Origin of the sequence: Sphingomonas brevis (genome assembly GCF_023516505.1) — a bacterium.
Taxonomy (GTDB): domain Bacteria; phylum Pseudomonadota; class Alphaproteobacteria; order Sphingomonadales; family Sphingomonadaceae; genus Sphingomicrobium; species Sphingomicrobium breve.
In genome coordinates this window covers 1677641-1694523 of sequence record NZ_JAMGBB010000001.1, presented here as the reverse complement: position 1 = coordinate 1694523, position 16883 = coordinate 1677641, and the positions used below count along the sequence as shown (strand labels likewise).

Genomic DNA, 16883 nt, shown 5'->3' with positions numbered 1-16883 from the left:
CTAGCCTAAGCGAGGCTCTTCGACGCCTGTTCGAACACGTCCTTGCTAAGGCCGGGGGTTGCGGCAATCCGCTCCAGTTCGGCGCGCATCAGCGCGGCGCGGTTCGGCTCGAACCGCTTCCACCGGCCAAGCGACGGGACCTGCCGCGCCGCGACCTGGGGATTGATGCGATCAACCTCCAGGATCATGTCGGTGACAAAGCGGTAACCGCGGCCTGACGCGTGATGGAATGCCCATTGGTTGGCTGCGAAATGGCTGACCAAGGCGCGCCAACGATTCGGATTTCGCGCACTAAATTGCGGGTGCCGGGCAAGCTCCTCGACAACATCGATGGTATCGGCGCGCTGGGCCGCGGCCTGCAGGGCGAACCATTTGTCGAGCACCAGGCTGTCTTCCTTGTATCGTTCGTGGAAGCCGGCGAAGGCGGCGTCGCGCTCCGGCCCGCCGAGGCTCGCCAAAATAGCCAGCGCTCCCTGCCGGTCGGTCATATTGTCCGCGGCATCATATTGCGCCTTGGCCAGGGCCGCTCCGCGAGCGGGATCACCGGCAGCCAGAAGGCCCAGTGAAACCGACTTCAGCCGGCGGATCCCCTTCGCGCCGGGCGACAGGTCGTCCCCTGACGCGTGCTGTTCCTGCGCGCGCGCCAAATCGTCGGCCAGCGCCTTGCCGACGGCCTGGCGAAGCGCGTCGCGGCTGGCGTGGATTGCTTCGGGGTCAACCAGGTCCATGCGGTCGCCGATCAGTCCCTCGGTCGGCATGGACAATGCCTCGCCCTTGAAGGCGGGATCGAGGGCATTGGATTGCAATGTTCCACGCATCGCCGCGATTACCGGCGCCGGATCGGCATCCTCGCCCCGGGCTCCAGCAATCAGCGCCCGGTACATTAGCTCCTGCAACGCCTCGTAACGGGCGAAGGGATTGGCATCGACTTCGGCCAGCCGCTCGAGCTCGCCCGGCCGGCGGTCGGCATTGAGTAGGACCGGCGCGGAAAAGTCGCGATTGATCGACAGCAGCGGAGTTTCGCCGATGCCGTCGAAGGTGAAAGTCGCCTCTTCCCGGTCGAGCAGGATCAACCGTTCCTCGCGCAACGCTTCCCCGCTGTCCGCGCCGATCAGTGCCGTCTTGAGCGGCAGCACCATCGGTGCCTTTCCGGTCTGGCCGGGCGTGTCGGGAACGGCCTGCGACAAGTGAAGCGTTGCTTGACCCGAAGCAGCATCATGGTCGATCCGGGCTTCGACCGTTGGCGTCCCGGCCTGGCTGTACCACAGCCGGAACTGGCCGAGGTCGATTCCGCTGGCGTCCTCCATCGCGGTGACGAAATCCTCGCAGGTCACCGCCTGGCCGTCGTGCCGTTCGAAATAGAGATCGCTGCCCTTCCGGAACGCCTCGTCGCCCAGGATCGTCCGCATCATGCGGATAACCTCGGCGCCCTTGTTGTAGACGGTGGCAGTGTAGAAATTGGTGATCTCGATATAGCTTTCCGGCCGCACGGGATGGGCCAGCGGGCCCGAATCCTCGGGAAACTGCGCCGCGCGGAGCAGGCGGACATCATCGATCCGCTTAACCGCCTTCGATCCCATATCGCCGGAGAAACTCTGGTCGCGGAAGACCGTAAAGCCTTCCTTCAGGCTCAACTGGAACCAGTCGCGGCAGGTGACTCGGTCGCCCGACCAATTGTGAAAATATTCATGTGCCACGACCCCGGCGATATTGTCGAAATCAGCATCGGTCGCGGTGTCTTCGTCAGCCAGGACATAGCGCGAATTGAAAATGTTGAGGCCCTTGTTCTCCATCGCGCCAAAGTTGAAATCGTCGACGGCGACGATGTTGAACAGGTCGAGGTCATATTCACGGCCATAGACTTCCTCGTCCCAGCGCATCGCCGCCTTGAGGCTTTCCATCGCGTGACGGGTCTTGGGGAGGTCCTTTTCGCGTACCCAGATGGCGAGATCGACTTCCCGCCCGCTCATGGTGGTGAAACGGTCGCGGTTGGCGGACAGGTCGCCGGCAACCATGGCAAAGAGGTAGCTGGGCTTGGGGAAGGGGTCATCCCATTCGGCCCAGTGGCCATTGCCCTCTCCGGCGCCCGACGCAACGAGGTTGCCGTTGGCGAGCAGGATCGGGAAGCGCGACTTATCTGCGCTCATTCTCACGCTGTAGCGCGACAGCACATCGGGCCGGTCGGGATGGAATGCAATTCGGCGGAATCCCTCGCTTTCACATTGCGTGCAGAGCAATCCTCCTGAAGCATATAGCCCCATCAACTTGCTGTTGGCGGAGGGAGCTATCTCGACCTCGGTTTCGATGGTCGCTTCAATGCCGGTCAGTTCAATTACCAGTGTCTCTCCATCCAGCGTCCAGCGGGCCTCGCTGCCGTCGACCTTGACGGCGAGCGGCCTCAACCCATTACCCGCCAGCCTTAACGGCCGGTCATGATCGCCGTTGCGGGTGACTCGGAGTTTGGAGCGGACGCGCGTTCGTTCCGGGTCGAGCTCGAAATCCAGCGATACGTTGGGCACCAGCCAATCGGGAGGACGATAATCCTGGCGATAAATGGCGACATGTTCCGGAGTGACCGGAGCTTCGGCAAGGTCGATGACGTCGGACATCAAGGGGATTTAGGCGGCGTCGGGCGCCGTCACAAGCATCGGGCGCCGCCGTCCGGCGAGCGCAAGGAGCATCCCGCCGAGTGCGAGTGCTGCTCCGGCGATCGCCAGCGGGCTCCAGCGATAGGCTTCGAACAGCGTCGACAGGCTCATGGCGATGATCGGCACCATCACGCTCGAATAGGCGGCCTTGCCCGGCCCGATCTTGCGGACAACCGGAAAATAAAGCGCAAAGCAGAGCACTGAACCGAATAGGGCCAGGTAGATTACGCCGGCCCAATAGCCGAGCCGTGCTTCGGCCACCGGCGGACCGGCGATGATGAAGGCAAGGATGCAATCGATGATCGCGCCGATCGCCATCGACCAGGCCAGTAACGCCAACAACGGATGGCGCCGCGCTTCCTTGCCGGCCTGATAGACGTTCGCCGACGACGCCCCCATCAGGCCGAGCAGCGTGAGTCCAAGCCCGATAGCGATGTGCTGGTTGCTGACAGGACTGCTGCGCAATTCATTCAGGAACAACAGCCCGACACCGCACACCGCGACCACCCCCGCCGCCAGGAAGCGACGATTGGGTTTCTGATCGAGGAAGGCCCATGCAAGCAGGCTGTTGGGGATCAGCAGGATGGCGAAAACCGTCGCTACCACGCCCGAAGTGATGAACTGCTCGGCGGCATAGACGCTGTTGAAGTTGACGCTGAACTGGGTGACGCCGAGCACGGTTGCCGCGATCAGGCCTCCGCGGTCCATCTTCAGCGACTGCTTTTTCAATTTTGCGACCAGCGCCATGGCCACCGCGGCAATCATGAAGCGATAGGCGACCGACCATTGCGGCGGAACGCTTCCGACCTGGTCGCGGATGATGATCCAGGTCGAACCCCAGATAGCAGTGAAGATGATGAACGGAATGACGATCGACGCGTCGACCCGGCTTGTTCCGGCGGGTGGCCCGCTCATAGCGAGCGGATTGCCGCGGCAAGCTGACCCACGGCATCCATATCCTGGTCCCAGCTGGTAACCAGTCGAACCTCGCCGGGTCCCCAATCGTAAAAATCATAGCCCTTGGAGCGGATCCTGTCGGCTTCCCCTGCGGTCATCCGGACAAACAGCTCATTGGCCTCCACCGGATAAACCAGGCGTTCGGGGCCGCACGCTTCGGCCAAGGCAGCCGCGGCCGCGTTTGCGGCGCGGGCGTTGGTCAACCACAGCTCATCATCGAGCATCGCCAATATCTGGGCGGCGAGATAGCGACCCTTCGACAGCAAATGTCCGGCGCGCTTGCGGAGCCGCGGCACTATTTCCGCCTTCGCAGGATCAAAGAAGATCAGTGCCTCGGCATTCATTCCGCCATTTTTGACGAAGCCGAACGACATCACGTCTACGCCAGCGCGCCACGTCAGATCGGCGGGATCGGCGCCGGTGAAGGCAACCGCGTTGGCGAACCGGGCGCCGTCGAGATGAAGGGCGAGTCCGCGCCGCCGGGCGACTTCTCCCAGCGCGGCGACTTCGCCAGGCGAATAGCTGAGGCCATATTCGGTGGAGTTGGTGATCGACAGGGCAGCGGGCTGGACCTGGTGCACGTCGTCACGCACCCGCTCACACGCATCTTCGACCGTCTCGGGCGCCAGCTTGGCGCCATGGCCGGACAGCAAAGTGAGCTTGGCGCCATGCGTGAAGAAGCCGGGCGCACCCGCCTCATCGACTTCGATATGCGCCATTTCGTGGCACAGGATCGCGCCGTGCGGCGGGCACAGCGCGGCCAGGCCAAGACAGTTTGTCGCCGTGCCTGTCGTCGCCCACAGCGCGCGAACCCTTCTGCCGAACAAGTCGGAAAAGGCGCCGTCGAGCTTCTCGGACAGCGTGTCGCCGTCGTACGCGGTATCGACATGGTTGGCCTTGGCCAGCGCTGCCATCACCTGCGGACAGACCGAAGCTGCATTATCTGAAAAGAAGCGCATGGCGTGCCGGAATGGCGGCGAGGATCGCATGCGTCAATGTGAGGAATTTTCCTCCGGGGGATCATCGAAAATCGCCTGTCCACCGGACAGGCGGTTTTGCGATGATGGTGCTGCCGGTGAGGATTGAACTCACGACCTCAGCCTTACCAAGGATGCGCTCTACCACTGAGCTACGGCAGCATGTCTGAAGGACGGCGGGCCTATGGCCGAGGGCCGCCCCACCGTCAACCCGCTTGCGCCGGGCGCTCGCGAATATTAGCGCCGTCGGGCATGGCGAAGGGCAAGGACGACAAGGCTGAGCGGCTCGCCGCGGCGCTCCGCGAAAATCTAAAGCGGCGCAAGGCGCAAGCCCGCGCCACCGATTCCCGGGATCAGCCGAAGAAGGATCCGACCCAGGCGGCCAAGGAATAACCCGTGTCGAGCGCGCGGTTGAGCGCCACCCGCGGCCCCAGCAAATAAAGACAGGCAAGCGCCCAACCGAGCGCGACCAGCCCTAGCGGCTTAGCGGCGCGCATTGCTTTTCGAGCCATGCCTTGTCCTCCCCAGTAAGTTGCGGCCCGATCTTGGCCAACACCTCGGCATGATAATGGTTGAGCCAGTCGAGCTCCCTGTCCGACAGCATCGAGGCATCGATCAGGCGCTTGTCGATCGGAACGAAAGTCAGCGTCTCGAACCCCAGCAGCTCCTTGTCCGCTCCCATGCCCTTGTCGACGACCAGAACGAGATTCTCTATGCGGATCCCATATTCGCCCTGCTTGTAATAGCCGGGCTCGTTGGAAATGATCATTCCGGCCTGGAGCGGCTCGTCCCCGCCCGACTGCGAGCTGCCGACCGGCGAAATCCGCTGCGGACCTTCATGCACCGCTAGGAAGGCGCCGACGCCATGGCCGGTACCATGGGCATAGTCGCAACCGATTTCCCACAGCGGCCGCCGGGCGAAACTGTCGAGCTGCGACCCGCGCGTACCCTTGGGGAACAGCGCAGTGGCGATCGCGATATGGCCCTGCAGCACCCTTGTGTTGCGATCGATCATTTCCGCCGTCGGCTCGCCGATCGGCACGGTGCGCGTAATGTCGGTGGTGCCGTCCTGATACTGGCCGCCGCTATCGACCAAATAGAGCGTGCCGGTGGTGAACGGCAGGTTGGATTCCTCGGTGCCCTTGTAATGGGGGAGTGCGCCGTTCGGTCCGAACGCCGAGATAGTATCGAAGCTCAGGTCCTTGAGGCTGCCGAGGTCCTGGCGAAGGCTGAGCAGCTTGTCCTGGGCAATGATTTCGTCGAGCCCGCCCTGCGGCGCCTCTTCCTCGATCCAGCGCAGGAAGCGCGAAACCGCCGCGCCGTCGCGAGCCTGGGCCGCATGGTGGCCGGCAACTTCGACCTCATTCTTGATCGCCTTGGGCAGTACCGCCGGATCGCGGCGGCTGAGGATCCTCGCCCCGCCCTCGTCGAGCGCCTGGCTGATTGCCGCTACCGACCGTTCCGGATCGACCGCCACCAGCTTGCCGTTCAATGAGCGGAGGAACGTCTCGAAATCCTCGCGTTCGTGCAGCCGGACGCCATTGCCAAGGTGGGCGCGGACATCGTCGCCGACCTTCTGGCCTTCGACGAACAGGTCCGCGGTTCCGTCGTCATTGACCACCGCAAAAGCCAGCGCGACCGGCGTGTGGGTGACGTCCTGGCCGCGCACGTTGAAGGTCCAGGCGATTGAATCCAGCGCCGCCAATACGGCCGCGTCGGCGCCCTCCCTATGCAGCCAGTCGGCCATTTCATGGCGCTTTTCCGCGGAATTCTTGCCGGCGAATTCGTCAGACTGGACCGCCAGGCGAGCCTTCGACGGCTCCGGCTGGTCAGCCCACACCGCGTCGATCGGATTGCGCTTGACCGCGACCAGCTCGGCGCCCTTGGCTGCCAGCTGTGCCGTCGCCTGCTTGACCCAGTCGGCCGTATGCAGCCACGGGTCGTAACCGATCCTGGCGCCCTCCGGGGCCTTTTCCCTAAGCCATTGCGAAATGCTGGTTTCCGGAACCGACTGATAGCTCCATTCGGTCGGCGAGACCTGCTGCCGCACCTGGATCGTGTAGCGGCCGTCGGTGAAGATTGCCGCTTCCTCGGGCAGCACAACCGCCGAACCAGCCGAGCCCTTGAAGCCGGTCAGCCACGCCAGCCGCTGGGCGTAGCTACCGACATATTCGCTCATATGTTCGTCGGTCAGCGGCACGACGAACCCGTCGAGGCGGTCCTCCTTCAGCTGCTGGCGGAGGGCGGCAAGGCGGTCGGCATAAGAGGACATGGCAATCTTTCAGGCTCTTTGTATGAGGAAGGCAGATAGTCGCTTTGCCTTGCATCAGGAAGCCCGATGACAACCGAAAATCCACCGATCGCCGCCCGCAAGCCGCATGTGAACGAAGCGCACGGCGTGCAGTGGGACGATCCCTGGCATTGGCTGCGCGATCCCAATTACCCCAATGTGCAGGACCCGGAGGTGCTCGACTACCTCAAGGCCGAGAATGCCTATTTCGACGCGGCGATGAAGCCGCACCAGGGCCTGGTCGAAGAGCTGTTCCAGGAGATGAAAGGGCGGATCAAGGAGGATGACGCCTCGGTCCCGATCAAGGATGGCGACTGGCTTTACTGGTCGGCGTTCAAGGAAGGCACGCAGTATCGCGACTGGTACCGCAAGCCTGTCCTGAGCGGAGCCGAAGGGCCGGCCAGCGGCGGCGATGAGCAGCTGATCTACAGCGAAAATAAGGAAGCGGAGGGCAAGGAATATTACCGGCTCGGCGCTTTTGCGGTCAGTCCCGACGGCAAGCTGCTGGCAACGCTGGCCGACGACGATGGTTCGGAACGGTTCAAGCTGGTGGTCCGCGACCTGTTAACCGGCGAAGACATTGAAACGGTGACCAAGGTCGGCATTGGCAATCCGGTTTGGACCAATGATTCCAAAGGCTTGGTATTTACCGAAGTCAATGATCAGTGGCGATCCTACAGGGCCCAATATCATCGCATCGGCGACGATCCGGCCAAGGCGTTGACGATCTATGAGGAAAAGGACGACATCGCCTTCTCGGTCGGCGCGGCGCGGTCGACCGATGACAGCCTGATCTTCGTTTCGACCGGCAACAACAGCTCGAACGAGCTCCGCTTTGTTGGGGCGAGCGATCCAACCGCACCGCTGACGCTGATCAGGCCGCGCGCGGCCGAGGTACAATATGAGGCCGATGCCGCGCACGGAAAGCTGTGGATCCTGACCAACGACAACCATGTGAATTTTCGGATCGTCACCGCCGACCCGGCCAGGCCGGGCGACTGGAGCGAACTGGTCGCCGGCAGCGACCGCACCTACCTTCGCGGAGTCACCAGCCACCGCGATCATCTGCTGGTCACGGCGCGGGTCGACGGGCTCGATCAGCTGCTCCTGCGTGATTATGCAACCGGCGGGCAGGAGCGAGTGCCGTTCGGCGAGGCGAGCTACAGCGCCAGCTTTACCGGAAACCCCGAATATGCGCCCGACAGCTACCGTCTCGCCTATTCGTCGATGGTCACGCCGGCAACGGTCTATGACTATCATCCGGCCGACAGGCGGCTCGACGTCCGCAAGGTCCAGGAAATCCCGTCAGGCTATGACGCCAGCCAATATGTCACCGAGCGCCTGTTGATCGCGGCGCGCGACGGCAAGCAGGTGCCGGTGTCAGTGCTTCGCCGGAGGGACTTCGCCAAGGACGGCGGCGGCAAGCTGTTCGTTTATGGCTATGGCGCTTACGGCTTCGCCATCCCTCCCAGCTTTTCGACTTCGCGCCTCAGCCTGGTCGACCGCGGCTTCGCCTTCGCGATCGCCCACATCCGCGGCGGCGACGACCTTGGTTACCAATGGTTCCTCGACGGCAAGCTTAAGTCCCGTACCAATGCCTTCAACGACTTCGTCGACGTGACCCGCGGGTTAATCGCCGAGGGCTATGCCAGGCCAGGCCGGGTTGCGGCGCAGGGAGGATCCGCCGGCGGCGAGCTGATGGGCGCCGCGGTCAACCAGGCTGGTGAACTCTATGGCGCGGTGGTCGCCGACGTGCCGTTCGTCGATGTATTGAACACGATGCTCGACGATACGCTGCCACTGACGCCGGGCGAATGGACCGAATGGGGCAATCCGATCACCGACAAGGCGGCGTTCGACCTGATCAAAAGCTACAGTCCCTATGACAATATCGAGGCCAAGCCCTATCCGGCGATGCTGATCACCGGCGGGCTTACCGACCCGCGCGTCACCTATTGGGAGCCGGCGAAATGGGCTGCAAAGCTGCGCGCCACCAAGACCGACGCCAATCTGTTGCTCCTCAAGATCAACATGGGCGCCGGTCATGGCGGCAAGTCAGGCCGCTGGAATTCGCTCCACGAGCTGGCCGAAGCCTATGCCTTCGTGGTCACGCAATTGGCCGACTGAGACCGACCTGGGTCAGCAGTGGAAAGCGCCGCCCGACCACCACATTCGGTCGCAATTCTGGTTGCTCATCATCCAGCGCGGATAGGCTCTGTCCGGCCGGTCGTGCCACCAGTCGTTGAAGCTGTTCGACCGCCAGGCGGTGTCGCCCTGATATTCGCGGTCATAATATAGCAGCGCACCATCGCCGTCGCCGCGACTGTGGCGGAAACCGCGATCATTGCCCCGGCCCGAGATCCCGCCATGGAACGACGTGGCGGGCCTGGCGACGAACGTCATATGGTCTGACTGTTCCGCCGCCACCGGCGCGGGGAGGATGGCCGCGGCCGACGCCGCAAGGCCAAGCAAGAGAGCACGCATCAGCTCGCTCCTTCTCTGATCGTCCATTTCGGACGCGCGGAGAACTTAGGAGCGGCGGCTCTTGTTGCAATCATCGTTAATACTGGTGCCGCGGCGGCGATTTTGGCGCATGCGCGGCGGTTTCATGCTATGCGATCAGGCTCGAAAAGAGGGGGGAAGCGCGCCCATGCCATATCGCAACGCGCCTTATTACGTCCTGTTCGTTCTGGCGGTCATCGCGGTCGGCTTCTGGCCGAGCTATTTCGCCAAGTGGACCGAGGTGCCGTGGCAGTTCCACGCCCATGGCGTCGCCGCCACTTTGTGGGTGGCGATGGTGCTGTTCCAGAGCGTCGCGGTGCACAAGGATCAGCTTCCGCTGCACCGGGCCGTCGGCAAGGCGAGCCTGTTCCTGTTCCCCTTCCTGATCGCGGGATTCGCCGGGATCATCGACGTTACTGCCAAGGGCTTTGTCGCGGCCAATGATCCGACCCGGGTGATGTTCGGCGGATCGTTCCTGATCGGCATGGCGATCGCCATCGCCGCCTATGTCACTTTCTACTATCGGGCGCTCAAGCACCGGCGGAAGGTGTGGCTCCACGCCGGCTATATGCTGGTGACGCCGCTGTTCCTGTTCGAATCGCCGTTCAGTCGAATCCTCCTCAACCTGGAGCTGCCGGGCCTTACCATCCGGGGTCCCGCCGATTTCTGGCTGATCCTGGCGTCGATCGAGGTTTCGATGGCGCTGGAGCTGCTGTTCATCCTGCTGGTCTGCTGGAAATATCGCAACCGGGCCTTGCCGTTCATGGTCGCGGCGGGGTTCATCGTAGCGCAAATGATCACCATGCTCTTACTGGGCGACTGGGCAGCGCTTAAGCCGTTCCTCACCCTCATCGCCGCCGTTCCGAGCCTGTCGGTGTGGCTGACCGGCTTCGTAATCGGCGCCCTGACCGCCTGGGCGGGCTGGAACCGGGGCAAGCAGCGCCCCGCTGTGCCAGTTGGGGCCATCGCGGCTTAACCAATTGCGTCCCGCCGAAATTCTGACAGGTTCGCGACCGTGAGCAAATATTTGCGATTCCGCCGCCGCAACCGGCCCGGCTGGGGAACCTCCGCCCGCATGCGCATCAAGGGCATGACCCAGGCGGTGCGGCCATCGTTCGTCAGGCGGCTGGAGCAGATGCGGCAGCAGCGCAAGCTGCGCCTTAAGGCGGCGATTGCGGGTGCGGTGCTGATCGGCTTCGCGGCGCTCGGCTGGCTGCTGGTCTAGCATTGACGAACGGACACCGATGTCCCCCGGACATCAGTGCTGCCGTTCGTTATCCCACACCATCGCCAATATCCTCCAGCCATGCTCGGGATGGTTGAACAGCTGGATCGAGTTGATCCCCCGCCGCTCAGGCGTCGCATCGTCGGGAGAGGTGCGCGCTTCATAGCCGCTCCACACATGGGCGATGTTGCCGAACAGGTCGATGCGGCGGCTGGTCTCGACCTCGTAGAAGGCGTTCGCGGCAAAGAAGGGCGTGGTGTTATCGCGATATTCGTCGAGGGTCATCGCCAGCATTCCCGGCCGGCCCTGTTGGTCGACGAAGGTTCGCACCTGCCGCGCCTCGGGCAGGAAACAATTGGCCTGGCGGCTCCAGTCGCGTGGGCCGGCCGGGCCCGAGATCATTCCGTACATCTCGTCGATCACGGCGCCGACTTCTTCTTCGTCAGTCATTCAATTCCCCTCTCGCCCGACATTCACTAAAGCAAAAGCGAGACGGACCAAGCGGGGGCACTGCCGATGGCCAGCCTGATCGACGAACAACAGCTGAGCACCCTTGGCGCCCGGCGGATCGCGATCGACACCGATCCCGACGAACTGATCCTGCCCGAAGAGGCGCAGCGGCGGCTGGCATGGATCGCCGGCTGGCTTTGCCAACCGCCCTTCATCTTCCGCGAATGGGGCCTCAGCCGCTTCGTCGACGGCGGTTTCCGCGCCCTGTTCAGGGGGCCGAGCGGCACGGGCAAGACAATGGCGGCGGTGGCGCTCGCCAAGCAGACCGGCTTCGAACTTTTGCGGATCGACCTCGCCGCAATCGACAGTAAATATGTCGCCGACACCGAAAAGAATCTGCAGCAGCTGTTCAGGGCGACGGAGGACAGTCGCACCATCCTGCTGTTCGACGAGGCCGACGCCCTGCTGGCCCGGCGAGGCGAGGCCAAGGATGCTCACGACCGCTATGCCAACCTCGAAATAACCCTCCTGTTGCAAAAGCTGGAGCGGTTCGAGGGGCTGGCGATCCTCGCCACCAACCATTGCCCGGATCTGGACCAGAGTGCGCTCGGCCGGATCGACGTGATCGTTGACTTCCCCAGGCCCGACGAGGCAGCGCGCGAGGCGCTTTGGCGGCGCCTGCTCGGCACCGTGAAGCTGGGCCAGGTCGACGACGTCGACTTCCGCAGCCTCGCCGGCGGGTTCGACCTGACCGGCGCCGAGATCCTCCGCGCCGTCAGGATGGCGGCGCTGCTCGCGGCGGAGGATGCCCGCGACATCGACATGGGCCTGCTGAAATGCGCGGCGGAAGAGCGGGTCAGGATGCAGCAGCCGAGCTAACCATTCTGAAACCGCTTTCGGTTAGCTTGCCTGCCCATGGCTAGTCCGCTCAAGAGCGCGAAGCAGACCGTCAACCTGGCGTCGGGCGAGGTGCGCGTGTCGCGCATCCGCCGCGATCCACCGCCGCAAAAGCTCAAGCAGATCAGCATCGAGGAGCGCAACGAGCGCGACCAGCGCAACGCGATCATCGGGATCACGGTCTTCACCATGGCGCTGATGGTCATCATCCTAGCGGTCGCCAGCTGGGCCGGCTGGACGCCGAGGGCGTATCATATTTTCATGTGACCTAGCCTGTCATGCCGGACTTGATCCGGCATCCGCCTTCCCTTGCTTGCCCAGGTCGAATTAAAGGCAGACCCCGGATCGAAGTCCGGGGTGACGATCAGCTGCTCGGCGCCTTGTGACCTACCACAGCGGGCTGGTCGGCCGGTGCCGCTGCCGGGTCACGGCTTCCTTGATCAGGTGCGATTTTAGCTTGCGGGTCATGACGGAGGCGCCATGGCCGCTCATGCACACCAGCCGGGTTCCGCCGGCGGGCAGTTTTTCGATGGCAGAAATGCCGACCTTTTCGGCCAGGCAGCGGCTGACTACGTCGGCCTCGTCGAGCGTGACGAACAGTTCGCGGCTCATCGCCTGTCTCCCCTTTTCGCGGCGGCGATCGCGTCGCGCAGGTTGGAGTACCGATATTCGCCCCACGCGAAGATGCTGGACTGGATGCGCTTGATGCCCAGTCGGGCCAGCTCCATCTCGTCGACGTGATTGTCGTTGGTGATCATGACTGAAAATCGGCTCCCGAGTTGTAAGCGGGAGCGCGAAAGGTCTCTCAGTCGCATAGGCTTACGTCAGGACGTCCGTGCGATGGGGCGCTTGTAGCACAGCGGGGGGCAGCGGCCTAATGCGCAAGCCGCCGAGAGCCGGCCTGGATGTACACCGGTCAGGTGCGGCGGCGATTAAGCAGGGGTGAGAGCGGTCGTAACATGCTACTGCCGCCCGGAACGGGAGTAGGGGGGCATCATGAACAAATTGATTTGGACCGCTGCAGCACTGGCGATGGCGGCTTGCTCGCCGCAGGGCGACGGAACCGCTCAGGTCAAGCAGGCGGCTGCCGCCGAGCGGCCGTCCGACAAGGAGTCGGAGGCCTACATGTGGAAGGCCGAGGAAGATTGGGCCGCGCAGTCGGTTCGGCCGATCCCCGGCCTGATGGAGCGCATCCTCGCCGATGATTATTCCGGCGTGTCGTCCAGGGGCGACACCCGCACCAAGGCCGACCAGATCAAGAGCCAGGCCGAGCCGCTCGACGGCACCTTCGTGTCGAGCAAGCTGGACTATGTGCACTACCGCCATTTCGGCGACACGGTGATCGCACAGGGGCAGGAGTCGCTGAAGCGCGCCGACGGCAAGCCCGACGTCCAGCTTATCTGGCACGACATCTGGATGTTCCGCGACGGCAAGTGGCAGGTCGTCGCTTCGCAGGATTCGAAGCTGCCGCCAAAGTCCTGAGGTACCGAGCATAAGCGAGCGTTTGCGCAGCAAACGGGAGTTTATGTCGAAGAGATGCCGAAGGCCGGCCGACGACCGGCGCAGCCGTGTCGATCGACGTCACGGATTCACTCCGTGACGCCCTCCAGAGCAGGGCGTCATCGCGAGGAGCGGAGCGACGAAGCGATCCAGTCTGGATTGCTTCCCCCGGCTTTCGCCAGGGTCGCAATGACGAGGCCCGGCATTCATCTGTCGATCTTCAGATTTTCAAAGAGCCGCGTTCAAAAGTCGCAATCGTCGCGGTGACAACGCGCACGTGCGCGCACGTGGGCCCGCCCGCACGAGTCAGGCGGGTTGCTCCTCCTCATAAGGGTCCAGGTCCGATGCGCGGTTCGGCACCGCGGGGCAATCATCACCATCGATGTCCGATAGCTTGCGCAATTCCTTCGGCATCTGCTTCCGGGCATGTTGCAGCTTGTAGTAGCTCAAGTCCGGCGCCCCGCCGGGCATGCGATTGAGCCAGCCGAAGCCGGCCGGATCGACTTGACCGAGCAGCCACATCAACAGCTTGTCGCTGGGCTTGCGCCGTTCTTCGACCAGTTCCCCGTTCCGATAGATGCGCTCGACGCTGCCATGGACGGCGCGCTCGAACGCGATCGAGGTGAGGCGGGCCGAGGCGAAGGACAGCGCATGGTCCCATGCTTCGCAGAATGCCTTGGCCTTGGGATGTTCCCGCAATCGATAGGCTGAGCGAGGCGTAATGCCGACTTCGGCGCAAGCCTCGCTGACGCACCCGGTTTCCGCCAATACGGCGATGAAGGCGCGCTGGCGTTCGGCGGTCCAGCCGTCGTGGCGGGGTTTGACCGCGACGGGCGCGAAAACCAGCGGCCCGGATGCTTCGTCGCCAAGTGGATAATCCATATCGCCTCCTCAAAATGGGCGGCGTCTATGAACCAAATAGGTTGCTGTAGGACAGCAAAAATTAAGGCTTAGGGTAAAGTCTGACCAGCCGGTCCTTGATGTGGGCCAGGCGGTAGTAGAACCCCTGCCAGCCCGCTCGCTTTGCCTCGGCGGTTAGTGGCTTACGGGCTTCGAAGATGTCGGGCTCCTGCAGGTCTGCCGACAGATAATAGATGGCGTGCAGCTTCCCGTCGGCGCTGAGTGCGACGACGTAGAGCGGGAAATAGATCGCCGAAGCCATCCGCTTCTCTTGCGGACCCCATGCAGCTCCGAGGATTGAATCGGGCGCCGTATTCACATCCTTGACGGTGCAGGCTTTCACCTGCGCCAGGAAGCCGCAGAAATCGCAGATCAGGTCGGCACATTTGAAATTTGGCGGAAGCCGCTTGAAGGTCTTGGGACCCTTGCATCTGGGGCAAGGGCAGCTGGCCGCCACCAGCTTCTCCCCAAACTCGCCCAGCTTTTGCTTCTCGGTCGCCAAGACGTTTAATGCCCCCTTCGAGGCCGTCCTGATGGGGCGGCCCGAGCGCCGACAATAGATTGGCGAACTGTCAACTTTCAATATGGTTAGAGAACGCGCCCCCAGTTAAGCTGGCCCTCGCAGGGGGATGGCGATGCACGGACGTGGGCGTGGGCCTGGGCGCGGGAGAGCGCGCGGAAGGCGACAGTTTCGGGTAATCAAGGGGGGCAAGCAGGACTTGTCGAGCTATTGGCCCGAGGCGAAGCGACCACGGGCTGGATGGTATCGCGGGCTGTGGGGGCTCGCTGCAATTGCCGCGCTGGTTGGGGTCGCATCGGTCATGGCCGACAGCAACGCGTCATCCTATGCCACGGAGAAACAGGCCCTGCTCGACAGCCGCGGAGTCCGGGAAAGCTTCGGCTATTGCCATACCGGCGGCGGCACCAATTGCGTGGTCGATGGCGACACCATCTGGTTCCACGGCCAGAACATCCGCATCGTTGGCCTCGACACGCCGGAAACCCACGATTTCGGCTGCGCCGATGAAAAGTCGCTTGGCGACCGGGCGACGCGGCGGCTGCACCAGCTGGTCAATGGCGGCGTGGTCAGCCTGTCCACCATCGACCGCGACGAGGACCGATATGGCCGCAAGCTCAGGATCGTGAAAGTCGATGGCGTATCGGTCGCCGACACGCTGATCGCTGACGGCCTAGCCTACCGCTACAATGGCGGGCCGAAGCAGAGTTGGTGTTAGTGCGCGTTACCTCGTCATGCCGGGCTTGACCCGGCATCCGCCTTTTCTTCAAGCGACCGGAAAGTAAGGCAGACCCCGGATCAAGTCCGGGGTGACGCTCAGCGAGCTTTCCCGACGTAAGGGAGTTCCTCCAACCGGCTCTCCTCTTCGCAATCGTGGCAATGGCCGTAGTCGAATATCTCGCCCAGCACCCAAGTCTGCCGGTCGCGATCCCACTCGGCCCAGGCATCGCGCCGGACGTTCCTTCCGCCGCAGTCCCCGCAAACGATATCGATGTTCATTTGTCCCATCCCACCGATGGGTCGAGATGGCGGTCCGCCCCCGCTCTCGACACACCACGATCCTTGGCGATCGGGGAGTAGTAAAACCGACCAGAGCCGGCCCCTACGACCTTTAGAACCGAGGCTCCTGGACATACGTCGCAGGCTCCCCGACCAAAAAGGCGCGGGTGCGTGGCTGATAACGCTCAGCCATCGCTCTGGTTACGGGATTACTAGCCCCGGCAGCCGTGCGTGGCGGCTGCGGGAATGGTTATGCTGCGGGTCGGGAGAGGGCGCAAGCGCGCGGCAGGGCGTTGGCCGCTAGAGGTTGCAGTTCGGCGCTTAGGAAGGCGTACCGGGAAGCCGTCGCGTCAGTTTCCGAGTTTCAAAACAACCGGGTTAAACCGTCCCATCGATCAAAGCCGGGCCAACTCGCGACGATGTCTCGATTGAACGGATTTAGCAGACCTACTTCCTCGATCGTCTGCTCCATCCGACCAAAGTTGCACGGCGCACAGGTGATAATCAGGTTTTCGAGCGTGCTGGCGCCGCCGCGCTGGTTTGGAATTAGGTGGTCAAATTGAAGCCACATGCATTGCAAGGCGGCATGCTGATCATGATTGCGACGGCCCCAGCGCACGCTCTCAGGGTACAGTCGAGCCAGCTTTTGACGGATTTTTGAGGGCACGACCGGAATGCCGCAGAAGCGACAATGATAGCCGTCGCGCCGGATGATTTCTCGCTGAAGCGCTGCGCCCGGCATGCGCGGTTGTGGTCGCAGCGCTTGGCTAAGAAACGGTAACGGATCGGCCTGCGCAATCTTCCAATGAATTTCTGGATTGGACTTGCCCCAGATGGATTCAGTCCATGCCGAAATCGCCGGCAAGTCGGCTTGAACTAGCAACGTGGCTGCCTGATCGGGATTGCCCGCCAGATGGGCGTCCGCCGCGTTACTGAGGAGCGAGGCAGCCTCAAAGATTTCTACAATCGGCCCTTTGAAGCAACGTTTCACCGGCGGCTCATGAAGATTTGTGCACTGTCA

20 protein-coding genes and 1 tRNA gene are annotated in these 16883 nt (G+C 63.0%); 8 read left to right on the top strand and 13 right to left on the bottom strand.

Annotated features, from left to right (window positions below):
* Nucleotides 1-5 precede the first annotated feature (5 nt).
* The 4 genes from pepN to LZ518_RS08705 form a co-directional block, all read right to left on the bottom strand.
* On the bottom strand, nt 6-2609 hold the full coding sequence (gene pepN / locus LZ518_RS08720; RefSeq protein WP_249915612.1) for an aminopeptidase N: 2604 nt from the start codon (nt 2607-2609) through the stop codon (nt 6-8).
* Nucleotides 2610-2618: 9 nt separating this feature from the next.
* Entirely contained in the window at nt 2619-3563 is a 945-nt protein-coding gene (locus tag LZ518_RS08715) for a DMT family transporter (protein WP_249915611.1), read from the bottom strand.
* Nucleotides 3560-4564, bottom strand: a complete 1005-nt coding sequence (locus LZ518_RS08710) for a threonine aldolase family protein (protein WP_249915610.1) — start codon at nt 4562-4564, stop codon at nt 3560-3562. Before LZ518_RS08710 ends, LZ518_RS08715 begins: the two co-directional genes overlap by 4 nt.
* A gap of 105 nt (nt 4565-4669) precedes the next feature.
* A tRNA-Thr gene (locus LZ518_RS08705) sits at nt 4670-4744 on the bottom strand.
* A 90-nt stretch (nt 4745-4834) separates the two neighbouring features.
* Here LZ518_RS08705 and LZ518_RS08700 point away from each other — a divergent pair.
* A complete protein-coding gene (locus LZ518_RS08700) occupies nt 4835-4975 on the top strand; it encodes a hypothetical protein (RefSeq protein WP_249915609.1) in 141 nt (46 codons plus the stop codon).
* An 82-nt stretch (nt 4976-5057) separates the two neighbouring features.
* Here LZ518_RS08700 and LZ518_RS08695 read toward each other — a convergent pair whose 3' ends face one another.
* Nucleotides 5058-6854 (bottom strand): aminopeptidase P family protein, encoded by a 1797-nt coding sequence (locus tag LZ518_RS08695; protein ID WP_249915608.1) that lies wholly within the window; start codon nt 6852-6854, stop codon nt 5058-5060.
* Nucleotides 6855-6920: 66 nt separating this feature from the next.
* Here LZ518_RS08695 and LZ518_RS08690 point away from each other — a divergent pair, with 66 nt between their 5' ends.
* Nucleotides 6921-8999, top strand: a complete 2079-nt coding sequence (locus LZ518_RS08690) for a S9 family peptidase (RefSeq protein ID WP_249915607.1) — start codon at nt 6921-6923, stop codon at nt 8997-8999.
* Between the two features lie 12 nt (nt 9000-9011).
* Here the strand turns inward: LZ518_RS08690 and LZ518_RS08685 are convergent, their stop codons facing one another.
* Nucleotides 9012-9356, bottom strand: coding sequence for a hypothetical protein (locus tag LZ518_RS08685; RefSeq protein ID WP_249915606.1), 345 nt, complete (start codon nt 9354-9356; stop codon nt 9012-9014).
* A gap of 166 nt (nt 9357-9522) precedes the next feature.
* Here LZ518_RS08685 and LZ518_RS08680 point away from each other — a divergent pair, with 166 nt between their 5' ends.
* Both LZ518_RS08680 and LZ518_RS08675 read left to right on the top strand, forming a co-directional pair.
* On the top strand, nt 9523-10350 hold the full coding sequence (locus LZ518_RS08680; protein WP_249915605.1) for a hypothetical protein: 828 nt from the start codon (nt 9523-9525) through the stop codon (nt 10348-10350).
* Between the two features lie 39 nt (nt 10351-10389).
* Nucleotides 10390-10599: a hypothetical protein gene (locus tag LZ518_RS08675; RefSeq protein WP_249915604.1), complete on the top strand. Its 210-nt coding sequence runs from the start codon at nt 10390-10392 to the stop codon at nt 10597-10599.
* Nucleotides 10600-10632: 33 nt separating this feature from the next.
* Here the strand turns inward: LZ518_RS08675 and LZ518_RS08670 are convergent, their stop codons facing one another.
* Nucleotides 10633-11049 (bottom strand): hypothetical protein, encoded by a 417-nt coding sequence (locus LZ518_RS08670; RefSeq protein ID WP_249915603.1) that lies wholly within the window; start codon nt 11047-11049, stop codon nt 10633-10635.
* 66 nt (nt 11050-11115) lie between these two features.
* Between LZ518_RS08670 and LZ518_RS08665 the strand changes: the two genes are divergently transcribed.
* Both LZ518_RS08665 and LZ518_RS08660 read left to right on the top strand, forming a co-directional pair.
* Complete coding sequence (locus LZ518_RS08665; protein ID WP_249915602.1) at nt 11116-11928, top strand: ATP-binding protein; 813 nt, start codon at nt 11116-11118, stop codon at nt 11926-11928.
* A gap of 36 nt (nt 11929-11964) precedes the next feature.
* Nucleotides 11965-12213, top strand: coding sequence for a hypothetical protein (locus LZ518_RS08660; protein WP_249915601.1), 249 nt, complete (start codon nt 11965-11967; stop codon nt 12211-12213).
* 120 nt (nt 12214-12333) lie between these two features.
* Here the strand turns inward: LZ518_RS08660 and LZ518_RS08655 are convergent, their stop codons facing one another.
* Nucleotides 12334-12558: a hypothetical protein gene (locus LZ518_RS08655; protein WP_249915600.1), complete on the bottom strand. Its 225-nt coding sequence runs from the start codon at nt 12556-12558 to the stop codon at nt 12334-12336.
* Nucleotides 12555-12704, bottom strand: coding sequence for a hypothetical protein (locus tag LZ518_RS08650; protein WP_249915599.1), 150 nt, complete (start codon nt 12702-12704; stop codon nt 12555-12557). Before LZ518_RS08650 ends, LZ518_RS08655 begins: the two co-directional genes overlap by 4 nt.
* A 238-nt stretch (nt 12705-12942) precedes the next feature.
* On the opposite strand from LZ518_RS08650, the gene LZ518_RS08645 reads away from it, so the two are divergent.
* A complete protein-coding gene (locus LZ518_RS08645) occupies nt 12943-13428 on the top strand; it encodes a nuclear transport factor 2 family protein (protein WP_249915598.1) in 486 nt (161 codons plus the stop codon).
* Between the two features lie 324 nt (nt 13429-13752).
* Here the strand turns inward: LZ518_RS08645 and LZ518_RS08640 are convergent, their stop codons facing one another.
* Both LZ518_RS08640 and LZ518_RS08635 read right to left on the bottom strand, forming a co-directional pair.
* Nucleotides 13753-14328, bottom strand: a complete 576-nt coding sequence (locus LZ518_RS08640) for a hypothetical protein (protein WP_249915597.1) — start codon at nt 14326-14328, stop codon at nt 13753-13755.
* 61 nt (nt 14329-14389) lie between these two features.
* On the bottom strand, nt 14390-14848 hold the full coding sequence (locus LZ518_RS08635; RefSeq protein WP_249915596.1) for a DpnI domain-containing protein: 459 nt from the start codon (nt 14846-14848) through the stop codon (nt 14390-14392).
* A 217-nt stretch (nt 14849-15065) separates the two neighbouring features.
* On the opposite strand from LZ518_RS08635, the gene LZ518_RS08630 reads away from it, so the two are divergent.
* Nucleotides 15066-15581, top strand: coding sequence for a thermonuclease family protein (locus LZ518_RS08630; RefSeq protein WP_249915595.1), 516 nt, complete (start codon nt 15066-15068; stop codon nt 15579-15581).
* A 98-nt stretch (nt 15582-15679) separates the two neighbouring features.
* Here the strand turns inward: LZ518_RS08630 and LZ518_RS08625 are convergent, their stop codons facing one another.
* On the bottom strand, nt 15680-15862 hold the full coding sequence (locus tag LZ518_RS08625; protein ID WP_249915594.1) for a hypothetical protein: 183 nt from the start codon (nt 15860-15862) through the stop codon (nt 15680-15682).
* 364 nt (nt 15863-16226) lie between these two features.
* On the bottom strand, nt 16227-16853 hold the full coding sequence (locus tag LZ518_RS13560; RefSeq protein WP_249915593.1) for an HNH endonuclease: 627 nt from the start codon (nt 16851-16853) through the stop codon (nt 16227-16229).
* Nucleotides 16854-16883: the final 30 nt, after the last annotated feature.